The organism is Sphingomonas sp. PSPC2-2, from assembly GCF_049897725.1.
In the GTDB taxonomy this organism is placed as follows: domain Bacteria; phylum Pseudomonadota; class Alphaproteobacteria; order Sphingomonadales; family Sphingomonadaceae; genus Sphingomonas.
The window spans coordinates 168,466-193,049 of record NZ_JAFCWU010000002.1; the positions used below are offsets into that span (position 1 = coordinate 168,466).

Here is a 24,584-nt window from a genome sequence, read left to right on the forward strand (position 1 = left end):
CGCCTGGACCCCGGCTTTCGCCTGGGAAGGGCTTTATGGAAAGGCGTTGCGCCCCTGCGCAGGCGGTCAGCGCGAGCGGCGGGGCCAGTTATATTGGCTGCTCTCGAACGACACGACCGCACCGGCATTGTCGCCGAGCGGGATCGCGGCGGTGCCGTAGATGCCGCGCGTGCCGTTCGATCCGATCATCGCGCCGATTTCGCCGTGAATGCCGGGACCGGTGCCTGGGAGGCGCTCGCCGCGGGCGGCGGCGGCGCTTTCCACGGTGTTGCTGTTGAGGATGGCGTCGCGTTCCTTGTCGGACAGCCGGATCGTGTCGCCCGAAGACGGTGCCGCCGCTGCAGCCACAGCAGGAGTAGCCGGCACGGTCGCTTGCTGCTGGGCGAAGCCTGCCGTCGGCAAACCCGCAGCGGCGGAAAGGAGCAGCAGAGCGGGGCGCATCGGACGAGTCATAAGAGTCACTGTAGCGCAGATGTGGGTGATCGCCAACGTGCGCCGAAACCCCGCTTAGCTGGTGACCGCCTCGATCACCGCCGCGCGCAGTTCGGGGATGCCGAGGCCGGTTTCGCTCGACGTCACCAGAATCTCGGGGTGCGCCGCCGGGCGCTTGCGCGCTTCGTCGGCGGTGGCCTGGGTGACCTCGGCCAGTTCGCTCGCCTTGATCTTGTCGGCCTTGGTGATGACCATGCGGTAGCTGACCGCCGCCTTGTCGAGCATTTCGAGGATGTCGCGGTCGACATCCTTGATGCCGTGGCGCGCGTCGATCAGCACCAGCGCGCGCTTGAGCACGTCGCGCCCGCGCAGGAAATCATTGACCATGAAGCGCCACTTCTTGACCATGTCCTTGGGTGCCTTGGCAAAGCCGTAGCCGGGCATGTCGACCAAGCGGAACGCCAGCGGGTTGCCGACGTCGAAGAAGTTCAATTCCTGCGTGCGGCCCGGCGTGTTCGAGGTGCGCGCGAGCGCATTGCGCCCGGTCAGCGCATTGAGCAGCGACGATTTGCCGACGTTGGAGCGCCCGGCAAACGCCACTTCGGGCACCACCGCATCGGGCAGGAACTCGATCGTCGGCGCCGATTTGAGGAACGCGATCGGCCCGGCGAAGAGCTTGCGCGCGGCTTCAATGTCTTCCGGCTCGAAACTCACTTCTTCACCGCCGGTTCTTTGAGGCCGGGATGGCGGGCGTAGAGCAGGCGCTGCTGCGCGACGGTCCACAGGTTGGAGGTGATCCAGTAGACCTGCAGGCCGACCGCGAACGGGGCCATCACGAACATCAGCATCCACGGCATGATCGCGAAGACCTGCTTTTGCGCTTCGTCCATCGGTGCCGGGTTCAGCTTGAACTGGAAGAACATCGACACGCCGAGCAGCACCGGCACCACGCCGATCGCGAGGAACGACGGCAGGTGATAGGGCAGATAGCCGAACAGGTTGAGGATCGTCGCAGGGTCGGGTGCCGACAGATCGTGGATCCAGCCGACGAACGGCTGATGCCGCATTTCGATCGTCAGCAGCAGCACCTTGTACAGCGAATACATGATCGGGATCTGGATCAGGGTCGGCAGGCAGCCCGCGAGCGGGTTGACCTTTTCGGCCTTGTACAGCGCCATCACTTCCTGCTGGGCGCGGGCCTTGTCGTCCTTATACTTTTCCTGGATCGCCTTCATCTTCGGCTGGATCGCCTTCATGGCGGCCATCGAGGCGAACTGACGCTGCGCGACGGGGAAGATCAAAGTGCGGATGGTGACGGTGAGCAGGATGATCGCGACGCCGAAGTTGCCGATCATGCGGAACAACCAGTCGAGATATTTGAAGATCGGCTTTTCGACGATCTCGAACCAGCCCCAATCGATCGCCTTGCCGAAATGCTGGATGCCGAGGCGATCCTCATACCGGTCGAGCGTGTTGGTTTCCTTGGCACCGGCGAAGAATTTGGCGGTCGAGACGAGCGCCTTGCCCGGTGCGACGACGCGCGGGGCGAGCGTGAAATCGCCCTGGAACACGTCGCCGTTTGCAGCGTGGAAGCCCGCCCGAACCGGCGCGCCGTGATCGGGGATGACGGCGGCGAGGAAGTATTTGTCGCCGAAGCCGAGCCAGCCGCCGGTGGAATTGAAGAAATTCTCGCCAGCCTTGGCCGAATTGCCCCAGATCTTGCCGAGGAAGCTCGCTTCCTTGCCCTTCAGATTGTCAAAGGTGATGTCATAGGTGGCACCTTTGTCGAACACGCCGATCGGGCCGATATGGTTGGTCCAGGTATCGGCCTCGGTGCCGACGCCGGCGCGCGAGACGAGCGCATAGGGGCGCAGCGAAATCGGCGCGGGGCCGGCATTGGCGACGGTCTGGCGCACCGTGAACATATATTTGGCATCGACCGCGAAGGTCAGCGCGAAGCGCTGGCCCTGCTTGTTGTCCCAATAGAGCGTGACCGGCGTATTGGAGGTCAGCGTCGTGCCATTGGCGGTGAAGACGGTATCGCCATTGGGGACGGTGACGCCGTCACCATTCCAGCCGAAGCCCGCGAAATACGCATCCTTGGTGCCGCGCGGCGACAGCAGGCGGATCGGCGGGGAATTCTTGTCGATCGTCTGCTTGTATTTGGTCAGCGTCAGATCATCGATCCGCGCGCCCTTCAGGTTGATCGAGCCTTGCAGATCGGCGGTCTGGATCGCCACACGCGGGGTTTCGCGGCGAACGATTTCCAGATCGCGAACCTGCGCCGGGGTCGTCGCGGCCGGGCTTCCGCTGGGCGGAGGGACAACCTGGCTCTTGCCATCGACCAGCTTGGTCGCGGGCGGGTTGGCGACATGCGGGAAATAGCGAGCCGACAGGAAATTGCCGCCCAGCAGAATGATCGCGGCCAGCACCGCGAACAGGATGAAATTCCGGGTATCTTCTTTCACGCGGGTGTCTTCCGTTCGATCAGGGCACTGGATCGGGTCCGTACCCGCCCCAGGGATGGCACCGCGCGATTCGCTTGGTTGCCAACCACCCGCCTTTCACTGCGCCATAGCGGCGAAGCGCGGTGATTGCATAGGCGGAACAGCTTGGGGTGTAGCGGCACGATGGCGGCAATACCGCCGAGGGGCCAATTTGCCAGCCGCGTACCAGCAGGATGAGGAGGCGAGTCAGCACGGCGAGGCGTCGGTATGACCGTTCGCCCTGAGCCTGTCGAAGGGCCCCAGCCGCACGAGCGTCGATGCGTGTAGCGAGCTGTGCTTCCACAAGCTCAGCACGAACGGAGTGGGGTGATCCTTCACCGTGCCGCCTTCGCCAATGCTTTGGTGAGTTCGGCCCGCAATGTGGCGAAATCGCGCTCGATTCCGCCGTTGCGGCCGATCAGCACATGGTCGGCACCGGGCACGCCCTTTTCGGGCAGCAGCTCGCGCGCCAAGGCCCGCAACCGCCGTTTCATGCGATTGCGAACCACGGCGTTGCCGATTTTCTTGGTGACGGTGTAGCCGACCCGCATGGCGGGATCGCCATCACCGCGGGGGCGCACTTGCAGGACGAATCCCGGCATGGGTGCGCGCTTTCCCGCATTCGCCGCGAGAAAATCCGCGCGGCGGGTGAGCGTGCGTAGGTCGGCAGGGCCGACGGGTACGCTTACGCCGAGAGCTTCTTGCGGCCGCGGTTGCGGCGCGCGCGAATCACGTTGCGACCGCCCGGGGTCGCCATGCGCGAGCGGAACCCGTGGCGGCGTGCGCGCACCAGATTGCTCGGCTGAAAGGTCCGCTTCATCGTTCATTCCCTAAAATTCTGCACGGGGCACGTCGAAATAGAAAATGGCCGCCACGAGGACGGCCTTGAAGGTGCGCGCTTACCGAGGACGTGCCGGAAAGTCAACGTGTGCGATCGTTGGTTGGTGGTGCGAGGATCTCGGCGAGCCGCGCGCGAAAGCTGGCGGGCGGGCCGTCTTCCCGCGCTTCCCGGTCGCGCGCGCGGCGGCGTGCGGCGCTTTGGCGGCGCAATCCCATATCGGCATAATGGCCGAGCCTGGGCCAGCGGCGCTTGGCGGTGACGAAATGCTTTTTGGCGCGGTGCGAGTTTTGCAGCACCAGCGCGAGGCCGGCGGCAAACACGAAGATGCCGCCTGGCCCCGGAATCGCGCCGACGATCGGCGAGAGAATCACCAGCACCACGCCACCGGAAACAAGGCCCGTGCGGACCAGCGGATTACGGGACGTCATCATCGACAGGCATGTGGGGCCGGTGTCTTGTTTGCGCAAGACGCCGCCCGGCGCTGTTCCCTCTGCCGGAAAACCCGGTATGCTCCAGCGGCGTCCGGGGGGATCACAGATGGCAGCAAGCGTATCCACGGTGGCGTATCTCGGCCTCGAGGCGCGCGCGGTCGAGGTGCAGGTGCAGTTGATCCCGGGCTTACCCGCCTTCAACGTCGTTGGACTGGGCGACAAAGCGGTGGCGGAAAGCCGCGAGCGGGTGCGCGGGGCGATTGCGGCGATGGGGCTGGCGCTGCCGCCCAAGCGGATCGTGGTCAACCTGTCCCCGGCGGATTTGCCCAAGGAAGGATCGCATTTCGATTTGCCGATCGCGCTGGCGCTGCTGGGCGCAATGGGCGTGGTCGATGCGGAGACGCTGAGCGATTATGTCGTGGTGGGCGAACTCGGGCTCGACGCGCGAATCGCGCCGTCGCCGGGGGTGTTGCTGGCGGCGCTGCATGCGTCGGAACGCGGGATGGGGCTGGTGTGCCCGGCGGCGCAGGGCTCGGAAGCGGCCTGGGCGGGGCAGGGGGTGCTGGCGGCACCCGACATCCTGTCGCTGATCAACCATTTCAAGGGGCATGGCCTGCTGAGCGAGCCGTTGCCCGGCGACGCGGACGATGTCGGCCACGGGCCCGATCTGCGCCAGGTTAAAGGGCAGGAGACGGCCAAGCGTGCGCTCGAAATCGCGGCGGCGGGCGGACATAATCTGCTGATGGTGGGGCCGCCGGGCGCGGGCAAATCGCTGATGGCATCGTGCCTGCCGGGAATTCTGCCGCCGCTCGATGCGAGCGAGGCGCTCGAGGTGTCGATGGTGGCGAGCGTCGCGGGGACGCTGACCGGTGGGCGGCTGACTCGCCAGCGGCCGTACCGCGCGCCGCATCATTCCGCGTCGATGGCGGCGCTGGTCGGCGGCGGGTTGAAGGTCAAACCGGGCGAGGTCAGCCTCGCGCATCTGGGCGTGCTGTTTCTGGACGAACTACCGGAATTTCAGCGCGCCGTGCTCGATTCGCTGCGCCAGCCGCTGGAAGCCGGGACCGTCAGCGTCGCACGTGCCAATGCCCACGTCACTTTCCCGGCGCGGGTGCAATTGATCGCGGCGATGAACCCGTGTCGTTGCGGTCATCTGGGCGACGCGGCGCTTGCCTGTTCGCGCGCGCCGCGCTGTGCAGCCGACTATCAGGCGAAGGTCTCGGGGCCGCTGCTCGACCGCATCGATCTGCATATCGAGGTGCAGGCCGTGAGCGCCGCCGATCTGGTGTTGCCGCCGCCAAGCGAAGGCTCGGCCGAGGTCGCGGGGCGTGTCGCGGCGGCGCGGGCGGTGCAGCGAACGCGCTATGCTGACCATGCGGCGCGCACCAACGCCGATGCGGACGGCGCTTTGCTCGACGCCGTCGCCACTCCCGATGCGGCAGGATGCACGCTGCTGGCGCAAGCGTCGGAAGCGATGCGTTTGTCGGCAAGGGGCTATACGCGCATCCTGCGGGTTGCGCGGACGATTGCCGACTTGGCCGGTGCCGAGACGGTCGGGCGCATTCATGTTGCCGAGGCGCTAAGCTATCGCCGTCAGGCACCTCGCAATTAGTCGGGCTCAGTCGAAGGTGAGGAACGCCGGCTTGCCGTCGAGATAGCAGTGCGTCGGATTATCGAAGCGAAATCCGCCTGGACCCAGCCTCCGCAAGACGTGTGCGCAGTGCGCGGTGGCACGCGCTCCGGCCTGGACGATCGCGGCCGACCTCAGATATGCGTCGGTGGCCAGGACGCCGTGTCCGGCACGCGTCAGCTTTCCCGATGCGACCGCACTTTCGACCTCCCGCCGGACCGTCGAATAGCTCATGCGTAAGGTACGGGCGAGTACGGTGATGGCGATGGGCTCGCGCAAATCCTCGGGCGGAGCGGTATCGGCTTCCCCATAGCGGCGGCTCAGTTCCGGGTCGCGCGTGATCTTGCGCGCACCGGCGGTTGCCACGGTGTGCACGACCACAAGCTCGAGCCAGCTTGCATGCGCGTCCCGAATGTAATCGAACGGCGCAAGCACCAGGTCGATCGCCGCTGCAATGGTAGCGTTCGGATCATAGAAACGATCGACATGATTTGGCGGCAGGGGAACGCCCATCTGTGACAGATCTTCGATGACACTGACCATGTGGTCGTGCAGCGAACGCAGCAAGGTCGCAAAGGCGGGCAGGGCCAGCGTCTCGCTCCGAACGCTCACGCCGTGATCGACGCGCTGGCAAATCCCGTCGTCGATCAAGGCGTGGACGTGCCGTCGTACCGTCTCGAACGGTCGATTGAGCGACATTGCGACCGCATTGATACTGATGCCGTCCACGACCGAAGGCGCGGTCGACGCCAGACCGTTACAGAAAGCGCGAAGGCCGCTACTGCCGCGCAAGATCATTAGCAGGAAAATCGCTCGATCGAACGGGATTTTTCGCTGGAGATGCTCTTCCAGAACGCGGACCACATCCAGTCCAGACGCCAATTGCATCTGGCTGACAATGCGACCGATCATGCGGCTCCCCGGCCGCGCCGCAACTTCCCACTGCAAATGTTGCACCGATCCGATCGCTCCCCACCGCCCTGTGCGAACGGCTCTTACCCGATTTGCTCAAATGACGCATGTGATGTTTATCAAACTGGGTAACCATAGGGTGTAATATTTCAAATGGGGCCGTAACGATTCCATTGGGCGGGGGAATTGTATGGCGGGACACGGCGAAGCGTACGGGGGAGCGGACCTTGTCTCAATCGACGTCGCGCCGCCTGTCAGGCGCGAGTCGTTTCCAGGTGCCGCGTTGCAGAGCGCGCGCGAGGCGATGGGCGAGTCGCTCCGCGATGTGTCCCGCCATACGCGAATTCCCGAGCGCCACCTCGAGGCGATCGAGCGCGCCGATTATCGCGTTTTTCACGCGGCGCTTTACGCCGTCGGTTTTGCCCGCACCTATGCACGCCACGTCGGCTTGACCGAGCCCTGGATCGCCGAGGCGGTTCGCGCGCACTATCTCGCTGAGCGATTGCCGGAACGCGATGCGGCCCCCGGTCTGGAGAGCCGTGCAATACAGAGCGCTGTCCCGGCGATTCTGGCGGCGGTGCTGTCAATCTGCGCGGTATTGATCTTGGTGGGCTGGCTTCTGCGCATGTGGGGTTGATGTCCGGCGCGGTCGCGGCTAACAGCACCGTCCACGCTGCGGGTGTGGTGAAATTGGTAGACGCGCGGGACTCAAAATCCCGTTCCGCAAGGAGTGTCGGTTCGACCCCGACCACCCGCACCATCTACGTTACGCTGCGGCCAGCTCCAGCGTTTCGCTGATCTCGAACCACACGGCCTCGGCGGCCTCCAGCTTTTTCGAAATCTGCGCGTGCTGCTTGGTCAAGTCGGCCGGACTTAGCCGCGCGAGCCACGCCTCGGCGGTGCTTGGATCGAGCATCGCGCGGTCGATCGCACCCAGCTGCTTGGTGAGCTTGGCGACCAAAGCCTCAGCCTCATGCGCGCGCTTTTGCAGGGCGACCGCAGCGGCGCTCAGTTGCGGCTTGTCGTCCTTCTTCGCGGCCTTGGCCTTGGCACCTTCGCCACCGCCATCGCCTGCCAGCACGAAGGCGATATAATCCTCCATGCTGCCGGCATATTCCTTCGCGGTGCCGCCATCGACCAGCACGAGCCGGTCGGCGGTGAGTTCGACCATGTGGCGATCGTGGCTGACCAGGATGACCGCGCCGTCATAGGCATTGAGCGCCTGCACCAGCGCTTCGCGCGCATCGACGTCCAAATGGTTCGTCGGCTCGTCGAGGATCAGCATGTGCGGCGCGTCGCGCGTGATCAGTGCGAGCGCGAGGCGGGCGCGTTCGCCGCCCGAAAGCTTGCCGACCTTCTGCGTCGCCTTGACGCCCGAGAAGCCGAAGCGCCCGAGCTGCGCGCGCACCGCACCCGGTGTCTTGCCCGACATCATGCGGGTCATATGTTCGAGCGGGGTATCGTCGCCGTCGAGTTCCTCGACCTGATATTGGGTGAAATAGCCGACGCGCATCTTGCCGCTGGCGTTCATCGCGCCGTCCATCGTCGGCAATTGTGCGGCGAGCAGGCGGGCGAGCGTAGTCTTGCCGTTGCCGTTGCGGCCCAGCAGCGCGACGCGATCATCGGGATCGAGCCGCAGATTGAGGCGCTGCAGGATCGGCTTGTCGGCATAGCCGACCGCTGCCATGTCGAGCGTGATCAGCGGCGGGCGTAGTTCTTCAGGGCTCGGGAATTCGAACGACAGCGTCGGATCTTCGACCATCGACGCGATCGGCTGCATCTTCGCCAGCATCTTCTGGCGGCTCTGCGCCTGCTTGGCGGTCGAGGCACGGGCGCTGTTCTTGGCGATATATTCGCTCAATTTGGCACGCTGCGAATCCTGCGCGGCCTTGGCGGCGGCGAGCTGGGCGACGCGCTCGGCACGCTGGCGCTCGAAGCTGTCATAGCCGCCGGTGTAAAGATGGACCTTGCCGCCTTCGAGATGGAGGATCGTGTCGACGACATTGTTGAGCAGATCGCGCTCGTGGCTGATGACGACCATCATCGCCGGATAGCTTTTCAGGAAATTCTCGAGCCACAGCGTCGCTTCGAGATCGAGATGGTTCGAGGGCTCGTCGAGCAGCAGCAGATCGGGTTCGGAAAAGAGCAGGGAAGCGAGCGCGACGCGCATCTTCCAGCCGCCCGAATAGGAATCGAGCGGGCGGCCCTGCATTTCCTCGTCAAAGCCAAGGCCGACCAGAATGCGCGCGGCGCGCGCGGGGGCGGTGTAGGCGTCGATCGCGGTCAGCCGGTCATAGACGGCTCCGAGACGATCCGGGTCCTGGCAGGTTTCGGCCTCGGTCAGCAGCGCGGCGCGCTCGGTATCGGCGGCGAGCACGGCTTCGATCGGGGTGGTGGTGCCGCTCGGCGCTTCCTGCGCGATATAGCCGATGCGGGTGCCGCGCGGCATCTCGATCTCGCCGAGATCGGGTTCGAGCTGGCCGATCATCACCTTCATCAGCGTGGACTTGCCAGCACCATTGCGCCCGATCAGGCCGACCCGGCTCTTGGGGGGCAGGGCCGCGCTCGCACCGTCGAGGATCGCGCGCCCACCGAGGCGCACCGTGATACCATTGATATTCAGCATCGGCAGCGCCTAGCAGATTGTTGCGTTGCACCCAAGTGTCCGGCAGCGCGTTATACAACAAACACGAGAGGAAGCGGAATGAGCGTCGCCTTCCGTCGCGAAAGCGACGAGGAACATCTGGAGCCCAAGTTCGAACGGCCGATCGCGCCCGGGCCGAATCTGGTCACGCCGCGTGGGCTGGCGCTGATCGGGGCCAAGGTGAACGAACTCGAAGCGGCATTGGCCGATGCGGCGGCGGTCGATCGCGACGCGGTGCTGCGCGAGTTGCGCTATTGGCATACGCGCCAGACCACCGCTGAAGTCGTACCCGCGCCGCCTGCTGGCGTGATCGGTATCGGCAGTCGCGTGACGTACCACCTGGCCGGTGCCGACCGCACGGTCGAAATCGTCGGTGGCGACGAGGCCGATCCGGCGGAGGGCCGCATCGGCTTCCAGGCACCGCTGGCGCGCGCGCTGATCGGCGCGGAGGTGGGAGAGCGGGTCGATTTTGCCGGTAAGGCCGAGGCGGTCGAAATTATCGGGGTGGCGTGAGCCGGGCTTTCCCGGCACGCTCGCAGGTGGGCAGCGAATCACGGCTAGAAGCGTTGGCAGAGTGGATTTCCGAAAAGATTCGACCAAGGACCGCGACCGATGACTCGTAACCGCAAGCTCGGCCCAATGGGCAATCCCTGGCTCGGTATCGGGATGGACGCCTGGACCTTGGGGCTGGAGGCCTCGGCCGTGATCGGGCTGCGCACCTGGCAGCGGGTGATGGCGGGTCCCAACGGCAACGCCGCCAGCGATGCCGAGGCGCATCGCATGATCGATGAGAAGATGACGGCGGCGCTGCAACTGCAAATGGCGATGATGACGGGCCGCTTGGGCACTACACCTGCGACGGCGACCAAGAAGATCATCCGGCACTATTCTCGCACGGTGCGCGCAAACCGGAAGCGCCTGGCGGGCTAACGCTTCGGGCAGGTCTGGCCGCGCGCGGTTACCGGGCCAGCGTAATCCGCGCGATCAGACCGCCGCCGTCGCGGTTCTCCAAAGTGATGTCGCCGCCCGCCTCGCGCACGATCGCGCGGGCAAGTGCGAGGCCCAGCCCGATGCCGCCGGTTTCCTTGTTGCGGGAGGTTTCCAGCCGGGTGAACGCTTCGAACACGTCGCCCAGCCGATCGGCGGGGATGCCCGGGCCACGATCGCACACCGCGATCACCACTTCGTGCGGGGTCGCGGTGAGCGTGACCTCGGCCGACTTGCCATATTTCAGCGCATTCTCGATCAGGTTGCGCAGCGCGCGCCGCATGGGCGAGGGGCGCAGCCGCACTTGCAGGCGATCGGCCTCTTCGAAGCCGACCGAATGGCCAAGATCGCGAAAATCTTCGACCACGGCATCGACCAATGCCGCCAGATCGACCTCGGTCGGCGGTTCGCTCGGGCGACCCAGCCTGGCGAGCGACAGAATGTCGTCGAGCGTGCGGTTCATCTCGGCGATGGTATCGGCCATTTTCGCGCGATCGGTGTCGTCCTCGACCGATTCGATCCGCACGCGCAGCGCCGCCAACGGGGTACGTAGATCGTGCCCGATCGCCCCGAGCATGCGATCTTTTTCCTCCAGCATGGCAGTCACGCGCAGCCGCAATGCGTTGAACGCCACGATCACGTCGCGCACGTCCTGCGGACCGCTCTCGACGATCGGTTCGGTCGCGGTACTAGGGTGGAAGTCGCGTGCGGCGGTGGCCAGGCGGCGTAGCGGGCGCGATATGCGGCGTCCCGCCCAGAGCAACGGCACCAGCACTACGCCGTAGAGAATCGCCGTCTGTGCGAACAGCCGCCACAGGATCGTCGAATCGCTGCGCGTCCAGCCGATGTTGAGCGCAATCCACTGCCCGTCGGGCCGCTGGACCGCGACGACGAGCTCCGCCCCCGCACGGAGCAGGCGTTCGATGCGGGACTGGCTGACATAGCGCAGACGCGGATCGTTCGGCGAGATCGGCAACACTTGCGTTTCGATCCGGTTTACCTTGACGCCAGCGTCAGTGAGCGCGGCGCGCAACGCTTGTTCGATATCGCCCAGCCGCTCCGCCCCGGCCGGGATCGGGGAGGCCGCCAGCACGCGGGTGCGGCTCCACGATCCGCCGCCGCCGATCTTCTTGCCCGCCGCAATGCGTTCGTCGGCATCGACGATGCGGGTGACGGCGGGCCCGGTTGCCTGATCGAGCCGTGCCTGACGCCGTTCCTGCAGCAATAAGCCGAAATTGATCGCCTGCGCGACGAACAGCGCCACCGCGATCAGCAGCGCCATCTGGCCGGAGAGATTGCGCGGGAGGAGCTTCAAGGGCGCGCCGTCGTCACAGCCGGGTCACTTCGGCGGCCAGCGTATAGCCGCCGCCCCATACGGTCTTGATCAGTTCGGGAGCCTTGGGATCGGCCTCGATCTTGCGGCGCAGGCGGCTGACCTGGTTGTCGATCGCGCGGTCGAATGCGGCCGCCTCGCGCCCTTGCGTGAGATCGAGCAACTGGTCGCGAGTCAGCACCTGACGCGGGCGCGTGACCAGCGCGTGCAGCAAATTATATTCGCCGGTCGACAACGGCACCGACACGCCGTCGCGATCGACCAGAGTACGCTCGCCCGATTTCAGCACCCATCCGGCAAAGGCGAAGGATCCGGTCTCGGGCGCGTGTTGGCGCACGCCGCCCGCGGCGGCACGGCGCAGGATAACCTTGACGCGCGCCGCCAGTTCACGTGGCGAAAACGGCTTCACCACATAATCGTCCGCGCCCATTTCGAGTCCGACGATGCGGTCGGTTTCCTCGGTGCGGGCGGTGAGGAGGATGACGGGGATTTCGCCGCTCTCGCGAATATGGCGCGTGAGCGACAGGCCGTCCTCACCGGGCATCATGATATCGAGAATGACGAGGTCGATCGCGTAGGCTGTCATCCGCGCGCGCGCGCCCTCGGCGTCGCCTGCTTGCGTCACGCGAAAGCCCTGCCGCGTCAGGAACTGCGCGAGCGGCTCGCGGATCGAGCGTTCGTCGTCAACCAGCAACAGATGCGGCGTTTCCCCCATGGTGTCGGTGTTTAGCATGACGCGATCCACTTGGAAAAAGGTGCCGGGCGAGCGGGGGGCATGCTCGCCCGGCGGCCGGGCCTGGGGATTATTGGCCCGGATTGGGGGAAGGGGTTGGCGCGGGCGCGATCGCATCCGCAGGGTCGCTGCGGCGCTGCATCACCGCCTTGCGCGCGCGGTCGGTCCAGGCGGCCAATTCGTCCCTGGTGATCTGGCCATCGCCATTGGCGTCGATGCGCGCGAAACGCTTGTCGGCTTGCGCAAGATATTCGGCGCGCGAGATCTTGCCGTCGCCATCGGTATCGGCGCGCGCCAGCAATCGCGCCGCCGGACCCGTCTGCTCGTCGGCCGAGAGGAAGCCGTCCTTATTGGTATCCATCGCGTCGAACCGCGCATTCGCTTGCGCCGTGGCTTCGGCCTTGGAGATCATGCCATCGCCATTGGTGTCCGCCTGCGTCATGCCACCGCCCTGTGCAACGGCCGCAGCGGTCGCAAGCGCGGCAACTGCGGCTGCAGTAAGAATGCGGGTGAACCTCATCGGCTGGTCTCCTGATGCTGCCTTGGCGATGGCGTGTCGGTTGCGCGGTTATGCCGTGGCATCTGTCGCGCCACTATCCCGGGGATGGGGGCAAAGTGTCGCAAAATGTCGCAAGGCGTGGCAACCACGCCCGGCGGTCACGCGAAGATGGCGACGCTTTGCATCCCCTGGGCAATGGGGGTGCCGTCGGCATTCCACAGCATCATCGTCTGGCTCGATCCGCCATTGACCGCGTGGGCCGATTCGGCCGCGAGCAACCACCAGCCATCGCGGGTGGCGGGGGCGGGCGTCAGCAGGTTGACGATCCACGTCAGGGAACTGAGCGGCGCGGGCTGCTTGCCGAGCAGTTTGAACGCGGCGGGCGGTAGCGCGTCGGCCAGCGCCAGCACCTCGACCATCGGGTCGATCCCCGACGCATCGCGCAACCGCGCCCAGCGCAGCCATTCGGCTTCGCCCGGCGCCTGATCCTTCAGGTCGAGGAAGTTGAAATTGCCGGTGAAAAAGCCGTCGGGGCCCGTGTAGAGCGTGGCGTCTGGAGCAGGCGGGGTGACCGCACGCTGCAATCCACCGCTGAGCGCAATGCGCGAGGGCTGTTCGGCCATGAAGACGAAGATTGCGCGATAGCCGAGCCCCGCTTCGGACACGATATCGGCCTGGATGAAGGCGGCGGTGCGGCCGCGGCGCAATTTGGTCGCGATGACCGTGACCGCGCCCGCCAGCGGCCCGATGAAGGAGACTTGCGCCGACCGCAGCGGTGGCAGATCGGGTTCGATACCTTGCGCGGCGTGTAGCGCCAGCGCGCTCGACAGGCCGCCATAAGCGGTGCGCCCTTGCAGCCAGTCGGAGGGAATTTCGGTGCGGAAGCCGCCTTCGACCGGCTGCGCGGTGGAGAGAATCTGGTGGATCGGGGTCACAGCGCGTGCTCCGCCAAGCGATCGCGCAACTCGCGTTTGAGCACCTTGCCGATCGCGCTGCGCGGGAGTTCGGCAATCGCGTGGAGTGCCGCCAGACGCTGGGTCTTGCCAAGTTGCGCATTGGTCCAGTCGAGGATCTCGGCGATGTTGGCGTCGACCCCGGTGTGCGGCACGTAAAAGCCGACCGGGCTTTCCCCCCATTTCTCACTCGGCACGCCGATGACGCTGCAATCGGCGACGGCAGGGTGGCGGGCAAGCACCGCCTCAAGATCGGTTGGATAGATGTTGAAGCCGCCCGAGATAATCAGGTCCTTCTTGCGGTCGAGCAGGGTCAGGAAGCCGTCGGCATCGAAGCGCCCGACATCGCCGTGGCGGATAAAGCGGTTGCCATCGGCATCGAACCATTCCGCAGCGGCGGTGGCGTCCTTGCGGCCGTGATAGGCGGTCATCATCGCCGGGCTGCGGCCGACCACCTCACCCATTTCGCCCTGCGGCACCTCGCGACCGTCATCGTCGATCAGGCGGATGTCGTGGCCCTCGACCGGGCGGCCGACGGTGTGGAGCTTGTCGGGAAAGGCGTTGGCGATCAGCAGGCAGGTGCCGCCGCCCTCGGTCATGCCGTAATATTCGACCAGCAGCCCCGGCCAGCGCGCGACGACATCGGCCTTCAGTGCCGGCGGGAACGGGGCGGAGGTGCAGGTCTTGAAGCGGAAGCTCGACAGATCGAAGCGATCGAAATCGGGCAGTGCCATGATCCGCTGATATTGCACCGGCACCAGCATGGTGTGCGTGGCGCGGTGGCGTTCGGCGAGCGTCAGATAGCCGCGCGCGTCGAACTTCTTCAGCAACACCACAGTGCCGCCCCAGCCGAGCGTGGGCAGCACGCTGACCAAAGTGGTGTTGGAATATAGCGGCGTCGCGATCATCGTCACCGCGTCGGCGAACCCGGCGGCCTCGTTGCGGTTGATATGTGCCCAGCGCATCGCGTGGCTTTGTACGATCCCCTTGGGGACGCCGGTGGTGCCCGACGAGTAGATGATGTTGAAGCCATCCTCGGGCGCGATCGTGACCGGTGTCGGCCGCGCGCCGACCGGGGCGAGCCACGATCCCAGCGATTTCAGATGGACGAGCTTGCCGGGAATATGGTGTCCGCCCAATGCGCTTGCCGCCTCGGCGTCGACGAAGGTGATGGGGGCCGCGCAATCGGCGATCATCGCAACGATGCTATCGGGCGTCCCCGATGGCGCGAGCGGGGTCGCCACGCACCCGGCCCGGAGCGCGCCGAGGAAGATCGCGACATAATCGATGCTGGCGGCGGCGACGATCGCGACGGCGTCGCCCTGCCGCACGCCATCACGCTGAAGCGCGGCGGCGACGCGGTCGACCAGCGCGTCGAGACTGGCATAATCCAGCTCGCCGTCGGCTTCGGCCAGGGCGACCTTGTCCCCCTGCTCCGCGGCGTGCGCACGGATCAGGTCGGGCAAGGTCGCAAAGTCACTCGCGAGCATTTCGGCAGCGGTCATCATGTCCCTTCTCAGCAAATCCCGATCTTCGATTCGCTAGAACAAGAGAGAGGGAAACACCATACGCGATGTTCGAACGATCGATCCTCCCCGGAACGGGGAGGGGGGGCTTCGTCAGTCGGGTGGTGGAGGGGGCTCCACGGGAGTTCCGCCCGCGGCACGCCCCCTCCACCACTCGCTCAATGCTCATGGTCCCCCTCTCCCCGACGCGGGGAGGAGTCGTTACCCCAGTACCTTTGCCGTCTGCCCAAACAGGATCTTCTTCGCCTCCTCGGTCATCGGCTTGTTGTCGCTGATCGCGACCCCCTTGGCATAAGCGGCGATCGTGTGCGGGCGTGCGGCGATCGCCTCGAACCAGCGCTTCACGTTCGGGAAATCGCCGAGATTTTGGCCCTGGCGTTCATACGGCACGATCCAGGGGTAGCAGGCCATGTCGGCGATCGAATATTCGCCGGTGATGAAATCCCGGTCGGCCAGGCGGCGATCGAGAACGCCGTATAAGCGATTGGTTTCCTTGACATAACGATCGATCGCATAAGGAATTTTTTCAGGGGCATAGCCGCTGAAGTGATGGTTCTGCCCGAGCATCGGCCCCAATCCACCCATCTGCCACATCAGCCACTGAATCGTCTCGGTGCGGCTGCGCAAGTCCGCGCCGATGAACGCGCCATATTTGTCGGCCAGATAGAGCAGGATCGCCCCCGATTCGAAGATCGCGATCGGCTCGCCACCATCGGCGGGGTCGTGATCGATGATTGCGGGCATACGGTTGTTGGGCGCGATCTTCAGGAAATCCGGCTGGAATTGGTCGCCTGCGCCGATGTTGACCGGAATGATGCGATACTCGACCCCGGCCTCCTCCAGAAATAGCGTGATTTTGTGGCCGTTCGGCGTGGGCCAGTAATGCAGGTCGATCATGCGCCAAGCTCCTCTTGCGTCACGCGGGAGATGGGGAGCCGCTACGCGTCCGCAACTGCGCCGGGCAACAATGCCGGTGCCGATTGCGGCCTGAAGCGTCGCGGCCCGGTGCCGCCTTACCGAACGGGCGATCGCTGCAACGCGCCCAATAACGCTTTTCACGACGCCCATTCTGTGGCATCGCTTCGCCATACCCAATCTTCAGATTTTATCAGCAAGGACAGGTTTTATGGCGACTGCGCCCGAACTCGACGCTCCAGCGACCGCGCTTGACGAGTTCCGCCAGACGGCCCGCGCCTGGCTTGCCGCCAACTTCCCGCCTGCGCTCAAGGGCAAGGACAATGCCCTGTCCGCGCTCGAAGGCCCAACCGAACTGTCCGCAGATGAAATCGCCTGGAAGGCCGCAATGGGCGAAAAGGGCTGGGGTGTTCCCGGCTGGCCCAAGGCTTATGGCGGCGGTGGGCTCGACAAGGCCGAAATCCGCGTCCTGCAGGAGGAAATGGCGCGGATTGGCGCGTGGAACCCGATTGGCGGCATGGGCGTGATGATGTTCGGCCCGACGCTGCTCGAATATGGCAGCGAGGCGCAGAAGCACGAACATATCCCGGCTATCGCCAAGGGTGAGGTGCGCTGGTGCCAGGGCTATTCCGAGCCCAATGCCGGGTCGGACCTCGCCAATGTGCAGACCTTCGCCGAGGACGCGGGCGACCATTATATCGTCAACGGGCAAAAGACCTGGACGTCGGGCGGGCAGTGGGCCGACAAATGCTTCGCGCTGGTGCGCACCGACAAATCGCAAAAGCACGGCGGCATCAGCTTCCTGCTGCTCGACATGACTTCGCCCGGCGTCGAGGTGAAGCCGATTCGCATGATTTCGGGCCAGTCGCCGTTTTGCGAAACCTTCTTCACCAATGTGAAGGTGCCCAAGGAAAATCTCGTGGGGCGCGAGGGGCAGGGCTGGGAGATCGGCACGCGGCTGCTCCAGCATGAGCGTAACAGCCTGTCGGGCGGCGGCGGTGCCTCGCGGCTGTTCGCGGGCAAGGCGATGGGGGCGCTGGCCAAGGAATATCGCGGCGCGGATGAGCAGGGCCGCGTGCCCGACAGCGATTTGCGCATGCGCATCGTGCGGCATGAGATGGACAGCCGCGCCTTCGCGCTGACGCTGCGCCGTGCCGCGCTGGAAGCCAAGTCGAACCAGGGGCCGTCGGCGGCGACCTCGATCATGAAGAATGTCGGCGCGCGCATCACGCAGGAACGCGCGGAGCTGTCGATCGAGATCATGGGCATGGCCGGGCTGGGCTGGGAGGGCGAGGGCTTCAGTGAGGACGAACTGACCCAGACGCGCACCTGGCTGTGGGGCAAGGCGGTGTCGATCTATGGCGGGTCGACCGAGATCCAGAACAACGTGATTTCGAAGCGCATCCTCGGGATGCTCGATCACCAGTAATTCCAGATAGGCTGCCGCAACTGCGGCGGGCCGGAGAGGGGCGGGGTGAAGGACGGCAGAAGCCATCCTCCCCCGTTTCACCCATCACAAAACGGGGACCGCGAGATGGCCGTACTCAACGACGAACAAACGATGCTCCGCGACATGGTGCGCGAGTGGTCCGACAATGAATCGCCCGTGACCGCCTTCCGCAAGATGCGCGCGGCCGCACCGAGCGCGGGTTATGATGCGGCGGCGTGGCAAGCGCTGTCCGAAATGGGGGTGGCCGGTATCGTCATTCCCGAGGCTTTTGGCGGGACTGCCTTTGGCTATCTGTCGCTTGGCCTCGTGCTGGAACAGCTTGGTCGCAATCTGGCGGCGTCGCCACTGGCAGCGACGTCGGCGGCGGCGAGCGCAATCGTCTTGGGCGAATCCGAGACGGCGAAGGCCGAATGGTTGCCGCGCATTGCCAGCGGCGCGGTGGTCGCCACGCTCGCGGTCGATGAGGGGCCGGTGCATGATCCGGCCAAGGTCGCGACCAAGGTGGTCGACGGAAGGCTGAGCGGGACCAAGGCGTTCGTCGCCGAAGGCGATAGCGCGGGCGTCTTTGTCGTTGCCGCCGATGATGGGCTGTATCTTGTCTCCGGCGATGTCGGCGTGACCCGCTCTCCACGCCATATGACGGATTCGCGCAGCCACGCGCAGATCACCTTCGCCGACGCGCCCGCCGAACGGCTCGGCGATACCGCGCTCACCGCGCGCGTGGTCGATCGCGCGACTGCGGCGGTGTGCGCCGAAATGCTGGGCCTGGCTGTGCAGGCCTTCAACACCACCAACGATTATTTGAAGACGCGCGTGCAATTCGGGCAGGTGCTCTCGACCTTCCAGGCGCTGCAGCACCGCATGGCAAAGATGTTTACCGAGCTCGAATTGATGCGGTCGGCAGTCGAAGGGGCGTTGGAGGCGATCGATGCGGGGCGGTCGGATGTCGACCAGGCGGTCAGCCTGGCCAAGGCGGTGGCGGGCGATACGCTCCACCTCGTCAGCCGGGAGATGATTCAACTGCACGGCGGCATCGGCATGACCGATGAGCATGATGCAGGCTTCTACATCAAGCGCGCGCGTATCTTGGAGACGATGTGGGGCAATGCCGCTTTTCACCGGGAGCGCTTTGCCCGGTTGAACGGATACTGATCGGGATCCGCTCCCCTTTCGCAATTGCACCATGAGCGACCCATTTTCGAAGCTGCGTTCTGGCCGTTTCGGTCGTGTCATTTTTGTCGCAAGTCCGTAAAACTCCTATACGTTGCCGGTCATTTGCGACGTATCCGCGCTTGACGCGGCCCCGTTCTCGGGTAAATTCGATGATAGGGTACGGAACCGATTAGTGTTCTGGTCCTTCGGGGAGAGAGATATGACGAACGCCTTGTTGTCTGCATGTGCCATGTCCGCGCTTGCGCTTGGGATTGCCATGCCAGCATCGGCGCAGACCGCGCCTGCAACCGGGGTGCCGTCGTCGTCGCCGGAAGCCGCCAAGGCTCCGGCGGCGGCCGATACGGCGGACGAACCCACCCGCGACATCATCGTGACGGCGACGCGCCGCAATTCGCTGCTGTCGGACGTGCCGCTGGCGGTGTCGGCGGTTTCGTCGGCGTCGCTGTCCAATTCAGGCGCGAACGACATCCGCCAGCTTAACCAGCTCGCACCATCCTTGCTCGTGTCTTCGACCGGATCGGAAGCGAACGGTTCTGCGCGCATCCGCGGCATCGGCACGGTGGGCGACAATCCCGGCCTGGAAAGCTCGGTCGCGACTTTCATCGACGGCGTCTATCGCAGCCGCACCGGGGCTGGCCTCAACGATCTCGGTGAAATCGACCGGATCGAAGTGCTGCGCGGTCCGCAGGGAACGCTGTTCGGGCGCAATGCCAGCGCGGGCTTGCTCAACATCATCACCAAGGCTCCGAGCTTTACCTTTGGGGCCAATGGCGAGCTGACCTATGGCAATTACAATGCGGTACGCGCCTCGGGCAGCATCACGGGCCCGATCACCGAAACGATCGCCGCGCGGCTCGATGGCGTGTATTCGAAGCGCGACGGCTTCTACACCGATGCGGTGACGGGCCAGCGGCTCAACAATCGCGATCGCTATTTCGTACGCGGGCAGTTGCTCTATCAACCCACCGCAGACCTGTCGGTGCGTTTGATCGGGGATTATACGCACCGCGTCGAATCCTGCTGCGCCGCCGTCTATGTTTCGACGGTGGAAACCTATGATCCGACGCCGGGTGCGGCGGGGACCAACCCCGAACATGATTATGCCAGCCGGACCAACCGCATCACCGACGTGATGACCAGCATGGGCGCGGTGTTTCCGGGCGGCGTTTATCCGGCGAACATGACGCCCTATAACCGCCTGACCTCCGATACGCCGGGCCGCAGCTTCCGTGGCAAGACCACCGATGGCGGCATCTCCGGCGAAATCAACTGGAAGATCGGTGATGTCGCGTTGACGTCGATCACCGCCTATCGCGAGTATAAGGCAGAGGCCCCCGGCGACGTCGATTACAGCAACATCGATTTGCTGTATCGCGCTGCGGACGGCAATTCCTTCCGCCAGTTCAAGACGTTTTCGCAAGAGCTTCGACTGCAGGGATCGCTGTTCAAGGATCGGCTCGACTGGCTCGTTGGCGGCTATTTCTCCAATGAAGATCTAACGGTTCGCGACAACCTCAAATTCGGCTCGCAATATGGGGCGTTTGCCGCGTGCCGTCTGGTCGCGACGATCAACGCCGCTGCAGTTCTGCGTAACCCCAGCGCACCGGGCTGTCTCAGCCCGACCGGTATCGCCACGTTGACCGGGGCGTTCGGGGCGGCTGCACCGATCTTCATCAACGGGCTCAACACGCTCAGCACGGTCAACAATGTCGGCGACAACAACGCCAATTACTATCAGCGCAGCCGCAACTTCGCCTTTTTCACGCACAATATCGTGCACATCACCCCGACGCTCGATCTGACGTTGGGCCTGCGCTACACGCATGAAGAGAAGACGTTCCGCGCCGATTTCAACAACACCAACACCGTCTGCCCGGCCCAGCAGGCGTTCTTCGCCCCGTTCCTGACCGGAGGTGCGGCAGCGTTGCCGGCCTCGCTGCAATCGCTGGCAGCGGGCGTTGTCAATTTGACGTGCCAAGGCAATTCCAGTTCGGCGCTCAATGCCTTGAAGCTCAGCGACAAGCGCAAGGAAGGCGAGTTCACGGGCACGGCGGTGCTGTCGTGGAAGCCGACTACGGGCGTGCTGACCTATGCCAGCTATTCGCGCGGCTATAAGGCGGGCGGCTTCAACCTCGACCGTTCGGCGCTGGGCCAGCCGATCTTCTCGCCGACCGATCCGCGCCAGTTTGGCGGGCGCGGCGCTGGCTTTGGTACGGCGAACCTCCAGTTCGATGCCGAGAAGGTAAACGCCTATGAAGTCGGCGTGAAATATACCAGCCGCCGCTTCAACCTGAACGTCGCGGCGTTCCAGCAGGACTTTAAGGACTTCCAGCTCAACACCTTCAACGGTTCGGTGTTCCTGGTGCAGAATATCGACTCCTGCTCGACCGATCTGGCGGGCGCGGACCGCGATGCATCGGCGTCGACCGGGGCGTGCGATCCCAACAATGTCCGGCCCGGCGTGCGGACGCGCGGTGTGGAAGTCGAGGCGGCGATCTACCCGACCCGCAACGTGGCGTTCACCGCCGGCTATACGCTGGCCGATACCAAGTTCCGCAACAATTTGGTCGGGCGCAATACCGGGGCACCCTTGGACCCAGCGTTGTTCCTGTTGCCGGGGCAGGCCTTGTCCAACGCGCCGCGCAATGTCGTGACCAGCAGCATCGCCTGGACGCCGCGTTTGGGCAGTTCGGGCCTGTCGGGGTTGATCTATGTCGATCAGCGTACCACCAGCGATTATAACACCGGCTCCGACCTGTTCCCGGAAAAGAAGCAGGACGGCTTCACCACGGTCAATGCCCGCGTCGGCATCCGTGGCCCCAAGGAGCAGTGGGCGATCGAACTGTGGGCGCAGAATTTGACCAATACGCAATATGAGCAGGTCGCGTTCAGCACGCCCTTCCAGGGATCGAACAGCGTCGCCAACGTCCAGGCCTTTGGCGGCACGGCGAACCAGACAATTTCGGCATTTCTGGCCGAGCCGCGCACCTACGGCGTGACGCTGCGCGGCAAGTTCTGAACGACAGCGGTCGGGGGGCAAGGGCCCGTCATCCTGCGGGGTGGCGGGCCCTTTGCCGTTTGGCCGCGTGTGGCGTATCGCTAGGCCGATGCCCAAACCGATAAAGCGCACGCCCGGCCTGCCGACCCGCGAGCAGATCCTCGATTTCATCTCCGCCTCGCCGACCCCGGCGGGCAAGCGCGAGATTGCGCGCGCCTTCGGGCTGACCGCGCAGGACAAGATCCTGCTGAAGGCGCTGCTGAAGGACATGGCCGATGAGGGGTTGATCGACAGCGCCCCCGGCCGCGCCTTCCACAAACTTGGCGGCTTGCCCAAGGTGACGGTGCTGCGCATTGCCGATGTCGACGATAGCGGCACCGCCTGGGCCGTGCCCGAACGCTGGGAGGCCGAAACGCCCGCGCCAAAGCTGCGCGTGCGCGAGCGCAAGCAAGGCGCGCTGGGTGTGGGCGACCGCATCCTTGCGCGCACCGAGGAAGCGGGCAAGGGCTGGATCGCGCACCCGATGAAGACGCTGCCCAAGGGCGAGGAACTCGTGCTCGGCGTGCTGCGGCAGGAGGGCGCGACGCTGTGGCTGCAGGGGGTGGAGAAGAAGGAACGCCGCGAATTCCAGGTGTCCGATGCGGGCGCAGCGCAGGTCGGCGATCTGGTGCTGGCCGAAAAAGCCGGGCGCCCGCCGCGCATCACCGTGCGCGTGACGCAAGTGTTGGGCGACCCGTTCGCGCCGCGCAGCTTCTCGCTGATCGCGATCCACAAGCTGGGGATTCCCGACGTGTTCTCGGCGGAGACGCTGGAGGAAGCGGTGCGTGTGGCGGCGTTGCCTTTGGGGGACAAACGCGAAGACCTCCGCCATCTGCCGATCGTCGCGATCGATCCGGCCGATGCGCGCGACCATGACGATGCGGTGTGGGCCGCACCCGATGACGACCCATCCAATGACGGCGGGTGGAAGGCGATCGTCGCGATCGCCGACGTGTCGTTCTACGTCCGCCCCGGATCGAGCCTCGACCGCGAGGCGCGGCGGCGCGGCAACAGCGTCTATTTCCCCGATCGGGTGGTGCCGATGCTGCCCGAAAGCCTGTCGGCGGAGATGTGCTCGCTGAAGGAAGGCGTCGATCGCGCGGCGCTGGTCTGCCATTTGCAGGTGAGCAAAGGCGGCGCGCTGAAATCGTGGCGCTTCACCCGTGCGGTGGTGCGGATCGCGGCGAACCTCGCTTATGAGGATGCGCAGGCGATGGTGGATGCGGCAATGCTCCCCTCCCGCTGTGGGGCTGCTGGAAGGCGCTGTCCAAGGCCCGCGCCGCGCGCGCGCCGCTCGATCTGGACTTGCCCGAACGCCGCGTCGTGCTCGACGAGAAGGGCCGCATCCTGTCGGTCGCCCCGCGCGAGCGGCTCGATGCGCATAAGTTGATCGAGGATTATATGATCGCCGCCAACGTCGCCGCAGCCAAGGCGCTGGAGGCGAAGAAGGCGCCGGTCATGTACCGCGTCCACGAACAGCCGAGCCGCGAGAAACTGGTTGCGCTGAAGGACTATCTCAAAACCTATGGCATCGAGTTCGCGCTCGGCCAGGTGGTGCGGCCGAAGACCTTCAACCAGATCCTCGACAAAGTGATCGACAGCGACGCGCGCCCGCAGATCATGGAGCAAGTGCTGCGCACCCAGACCCAGGCTTATTATGCGTCGGCCAATATGGGGCATTTCGGGCTGGCGCTGGGCAGTTACGGCCACTTCACCTCGCCGATCCGGCGCTATGCCGATCTGATCGTGCATCGCTCGCTGGTCGCCGCGTATGAGCTCGGCCCCGGCGGCCTGACCGAAGGCGAAGCCGCGACGATGGAGCGGATCGGCGAGAGCATCTCGATGCTCGAACGCCGCGCGATGGAGGCCGAGCGCGACACGATCGACCGCTATGTCGCGGCTTTCCTGAGTGAAAAGGTCGGCGAAGTGCTGGAGACGCGCATCACCGGCGTGACCAATTTCGGCTTCTTCGCGACGGTCGAGGGGATTGGCGGCGACGGGTTGATGCCGGTGCGCGATCTGGGCGGCGAGTATTTCCGCTTCGACGAAGCGAGCCGCACGCTGGTCGGCGAACATAGCGGCACGGTCTTCGCCAGCGGCCAGAAACTGCCGCTGCGGCTGGCCGAGGCCAACCCGGTGTCGGGCGCTTTGCGCTTCGAGATGGTCGAGGGACGCGGCGCCGCCCCCGAGCGCGAAACGCGCGGCAAGGGGCCAGCGCGCGTGATCAAGCGGCGCGGGCGACCGGCGAACATCCGGCATCAGGGGAAGAAGCGGTAGGGTGTTGAGGGTGCGTGATATTGTTGCGGGCTCGGGGCGGAAGGTTAGGGGAAAGTTAGGGGTAACTTCCACTTCGATCGCTGCGCTTCCCGGTGTGCGGGGAAGGGGGACGGCTGGTTCTGTCAAAGAGCGGTGGCAGGATAGCGGAGGGGGCGTTTGTAGGACAGGGTTTGGGGGATACTTACCCATTCTCTTGTGGCTCCTGCTCAGTTAACCAATCGGATGCCAATTTTCTTAGAGGGTGAGCTATATCGGATTTTCCTAAAGTGAACGTTGCTCGCACTAAAATAACACAATATTGCAAATAATCATCTATCAGAGTATT

21 protein-coding genes, 1 tRNA gene and 2 pseudogenes are annotated in these 24,584 nt (G+C 65.0%); 9 read left to right on the forward strand and 15 right to left on the reverse strand.

The genetic code is table 11. The annotated features are described in order from the left end of the window. Window positions 1-66 precede the first annotated feature (66 nt). The 7 genes and pseudogenes from ACP7BY_RS05050 to ACP7BY_RS05080 form a co-directional block, all read right to left on the reverse strand. Window positions 67-441: a hypothetical protein gene (locus ACP7BY_RS05050; RefSeq protein WP_033964274.1), complete on the reverse strand. Its 375-nt coding sequence runs from the start codon at window positions 439-441 to the stop codon at window positions 67-69. 66 nt (window positions 442-507) lie between these two features. Beyond that, window positions 508-1,146: a ribosome biogenesis GTP-binding protein YihA/YsxC gene (gene yihA / locus ACP7BY_RS05055; protein ID WP_033964273.1), complete on the reverse strand. Its 639-nt coding sequence runs from the start codon at window positions 1,144-1,146 to the stop codon at window positions 508-510. Next, window positions 1,143-2,900, reverse strand: coding sequence for a membrane protein insertase YidC (yidC, locus tag ACP7BY_RS05060; protein ID WP_033964272.1), 1,758 nt, complete (start codon window positions 2,898-2,900; stop codon window positions 1,143-1,145). The genes yihA and yidC overlap by 4 nt, the downstream gene beginning before the upstream one ends. Window positions 2,901-2,919: 19 nt before the next feature. Further along, the gene (yidD, locus tag ACP7BY_RS05065) at window positions 2,920-3,132 is read right to left on the reverse strand and encodes a membrane protein insertion efficiency factor YidD (protein WP_081988645.1); all 213 of its coding nucleotides are present in this window, start codon (window positions 3,130-3,132) and stop codon (window positions 2,920-2,922) included. Window positions 3,133-3,253: 121 nt separating this feature from the next. Further along, window positions 3,254-3,565, reverse strand: a pseudogene (rnpA, locus tag ACP7BY_RS05070) (ribonuclease P protein component); the annotation flags it as partial. Window positions 3,566-3,603: 38 nt separating this feature from the next. Then, window positions 3,604-3,738 (reverse strand): 50S ribosomal protein L34, encoded by a 135-nt coding sequence (rpmH, locus tag ACP7BY_RS05075; protein ID WP_010162954.1) that lies wholly within the window; start codon window positions 3,736-3,738, stop codon window positions 3,604-3,606. Window positions 3,739-3,839: 101 nt separating this feature from the next. Then, a complete protein-coding gene (locus tag ACP7BY_RS05080) occupies window positions 3,840-4,190 on the reverse strand; it encodes a hypothetical protein (RefSeq protein WP_231564984.1) in 351 nt (116 codons plus the stop codon). A 106-nt stretch (window positions 4,191-4,296) separates the two neighbouring features. Here ACP7BY_RS05080 and ACP7BY_RS05085 point away from each other — a divergent pair, with 106 nt between their 5' ends. Beyond that, window positions 4,297-5,802, forward strand: a complete 1,506-nt coding sequence (locus ACP7BY_RS05085) for a YifB family Mg chelatase-like AAA ATPase (RefSeq protein WP_033964270.1) — start codon at window positions 4,297-4,299, stop codon at window positions 5,800-5,802. A gap of 6 nt (window positions 5,803-5,808) precedes the next feature. Here ACP7BY_RS05085 and ACP7BY_RS05090 read toward each other — a convergent pair whose 3' ends face one another. Next, window positions 5,809-6,732, reverse strand: coding sequence for a hypothetical protein (locus ACP7BY_RS05090; protein WP_137902528.1), 924 nt, complete (start codon window positions 6,730-6,732; stop codon window positions 5,809-5,811). 190 nt (window positions 6,733-6,922) lie between these two features. On the opposite strand from ACP7BY_RS05090, the gene ACP7BY_RS05095 reads away from it, so the two are divergent. Together ACP7BY_RS05095 and ACP7BY_RS05100 are read left to right on the forward strand one after the other, a co-directional pair. Beyond that, window positions 6,923-7,369 carry a helix-turn-helix domain-containing protein gene (locus ACP7BY_RS05095; protein WP_052192253.1) on the forward strand — a complete coding sequence of 149 codons (447 nt, stop codon included), beginning with the start codon at window positions 6,923-6,925 and terminating at the stop codon, window positions 7,367-7,369. A gap of 38 nt (window positions 7,370-7,407) precedes the next feature. Then, window positions 7,408-7,492: transfer RNA gene (locus tag ACP7BY_RS05100), tRNA-Leu, on the forward strand. A 6-nt stretch (window positions 7,493-7,498) separates the two neighbouring features. Here ACP7BY_RS05100 and ACP7BY_RS05105 read toward each other — a convergent pair. Then, on the reverse strand, window positions 7,499-9,358 hold the full coding sequence (locus ACP7BY_RS05105) for an ABC-F family ATP-binding cassette domain-containing protein (protein ID WP_033964267.1): 1,860 nt from the start codon (window positions 9,356-9,358) through the stop codon (window positions 7,499-7,501). A 78-nt stretch (window positions 9,359-9,436) separates the two neighbouring features. On the opposite strand from ACP7BY_RS05105, the gene ACP7BY_RS05110 reads away from it, so the two are divergent. Both ACP7BY_RS05110 and ACP7BY_RS05115 read left to right on the forward strand, forming a co-directional pair. Beyond that, complete coding sequence (locus ACP7BY_RS05110) at window positions 9,437-9,889, forward strand: GreA/GreB family elongation factor (protein ID WP_033964266.1); 453 nt, start codon at window positions 9,437-9,439, stop codon at window positions 9,887-9,889. Between the two features lie 99 nt (window positions 9,890-9,988). After that, on the forward strand, window positions 9,989-10,306 hold the full coding sequence (locus ACP7BY_RS05115; RefSeq protein ID WP_231564983.1) for a hypothetical protein: 318 nt from the start codon (window positions 9,989-9,991) through the stop codon (window positions 10,304-10,306). A gap of 28 nt (window positions 10,307-10,334) precedes the next feature. Here ACP7BY_RS05115 and ACP7BY_RS05120 read toward each other — a convergent pair whose 3' ends face one another. The 6 genes from ACP7BY_RS05120 to ACP7BY_RS05145 form a co-directional block, all read right to left on the reverse strand. Continuing rightward, complete coding sequence (locus tag ACP7BY_RS05120) at window positions 10,335-11,645, reverse strand: sensor histidine kinase (protein WP_033964265.1); 1,311 nt, start codon at window positions 11,643-11,645, stop codon at window positions 10,335-10,337. 46 nt (window positions 11,646-11,691) lie between these two features. Continuing rightward, window positions 11,692-12,411, reverse strand: a complete 720-nt coding sequence (locus tag ACP7BY_RS05125) for a response regulator (RefSeq protein ID WP_033964278.1) — start codon at window positions 12,409-12,411, stop codon at window positions 11,692-11,694. Window positions 12,412-12,499: 88 nt separating this feature from the next. Beyond that, a complete protein-coding gene (locus ACP7BY_RS05130; protein WP_137902529.1) occupies window positions 12,500-12,949 on the reverse strand; it encodes an EF-hand domain-containing protein in 450 nt (149 codons plus the stop codon). 137 nt (window positions 12,950-13,086) lie between these two features. Continuing rightward, window positions 13,087-13,863: a thioesterase family protein gene (locus ACP7BY_RS05135; RefSeq protein ID WP_033964264.1), complete on the reverse strand. Its 777-nt coding sequence runs from the start codon at window positions 13,861-13,863 to the stop codon at window positions 13,087-13,089. Continuing rightward, window positions 13,860-15,386 (reverse strand): class I adenylate-forming enzyme family protein, encoded by a 1,527-nt coding sequence (locus ACP7BY_RS05140; RefSeq protein ID WP_137902550.1) that lies wholly within the window; start codon window positions 15,384-15,386, stop codon window positions 13,860-13,862. Before ACP7BY_RS05140 ends, ACP7BY_RS05135 begins: the two co-directional genes overlap by 4 nt. 222 nt (window positions 15,387-15,608) lie before the next feature. Next, a complete protein-coding gene (locus ACP7BY_RS05145; RefSeq protein ID WP_033964263.1) occupies window positions 15,609-16,304 on the reverse strand; it encodes a glutathione binding-like protein in 696 nt (231 codons plus the stop codon). A gap of 229 nt (window positions 16,305-16,533) precedes the next feature. Here ACP7BY_RS05145 and ACP7BY_RS05150 point away from each other — a divergent pair, with 229 nt between their 5' ends. From ACP7BY_RS05150 to ACP7BY_RS05165, 4 genes and pseudogenes are all read left to right on the forward strand, one after another. After that, entirely contained in the window at window positions 16,534-17,751 is a 1,218-nt protein-coding gene (locus ACP7BY_RS05150) for an acyl-CoA dehydrogenase family protein (protein WP_033964262.1), read from the forward strand. 105 nt (window positions 17,752-17,856) lie between these two features. After that, on the forward strand, window positions 17,857-18,924 hold the full coding sequence (locus ACP7BY_RS05155; RefSeq protein WP_033964261.1) for an acyl-CoA dehydrogenase family protein: 1,068 nt from the start codon (window positions 17,857-17,859) through the stop codon (window positions 18,922-18,924). Window positions 18,925-19,144: 220 nt separating this feature from the next. Then, window positions 19,145-21,964, forward strand: coding sequence for a TonB-dependent receptor (locus ACP7BY_RS05160; RefSeq protein ID WP_126848772.1), 2,820 nt, complete (start codon window positions 19,145-19,147; stop codon window positions 21,962-21,964). An 88-nt stretch (window positions 21,965-22,052) separates the two neighbouring features. Continuing rightward, window positions 22,053-24,259, forward strand: a pseudogene (locus ACP7BY_RS05165) (ribonuclease R family protein). Window positions 24,260-24,584: the final 325 nt, after the last annotated feature.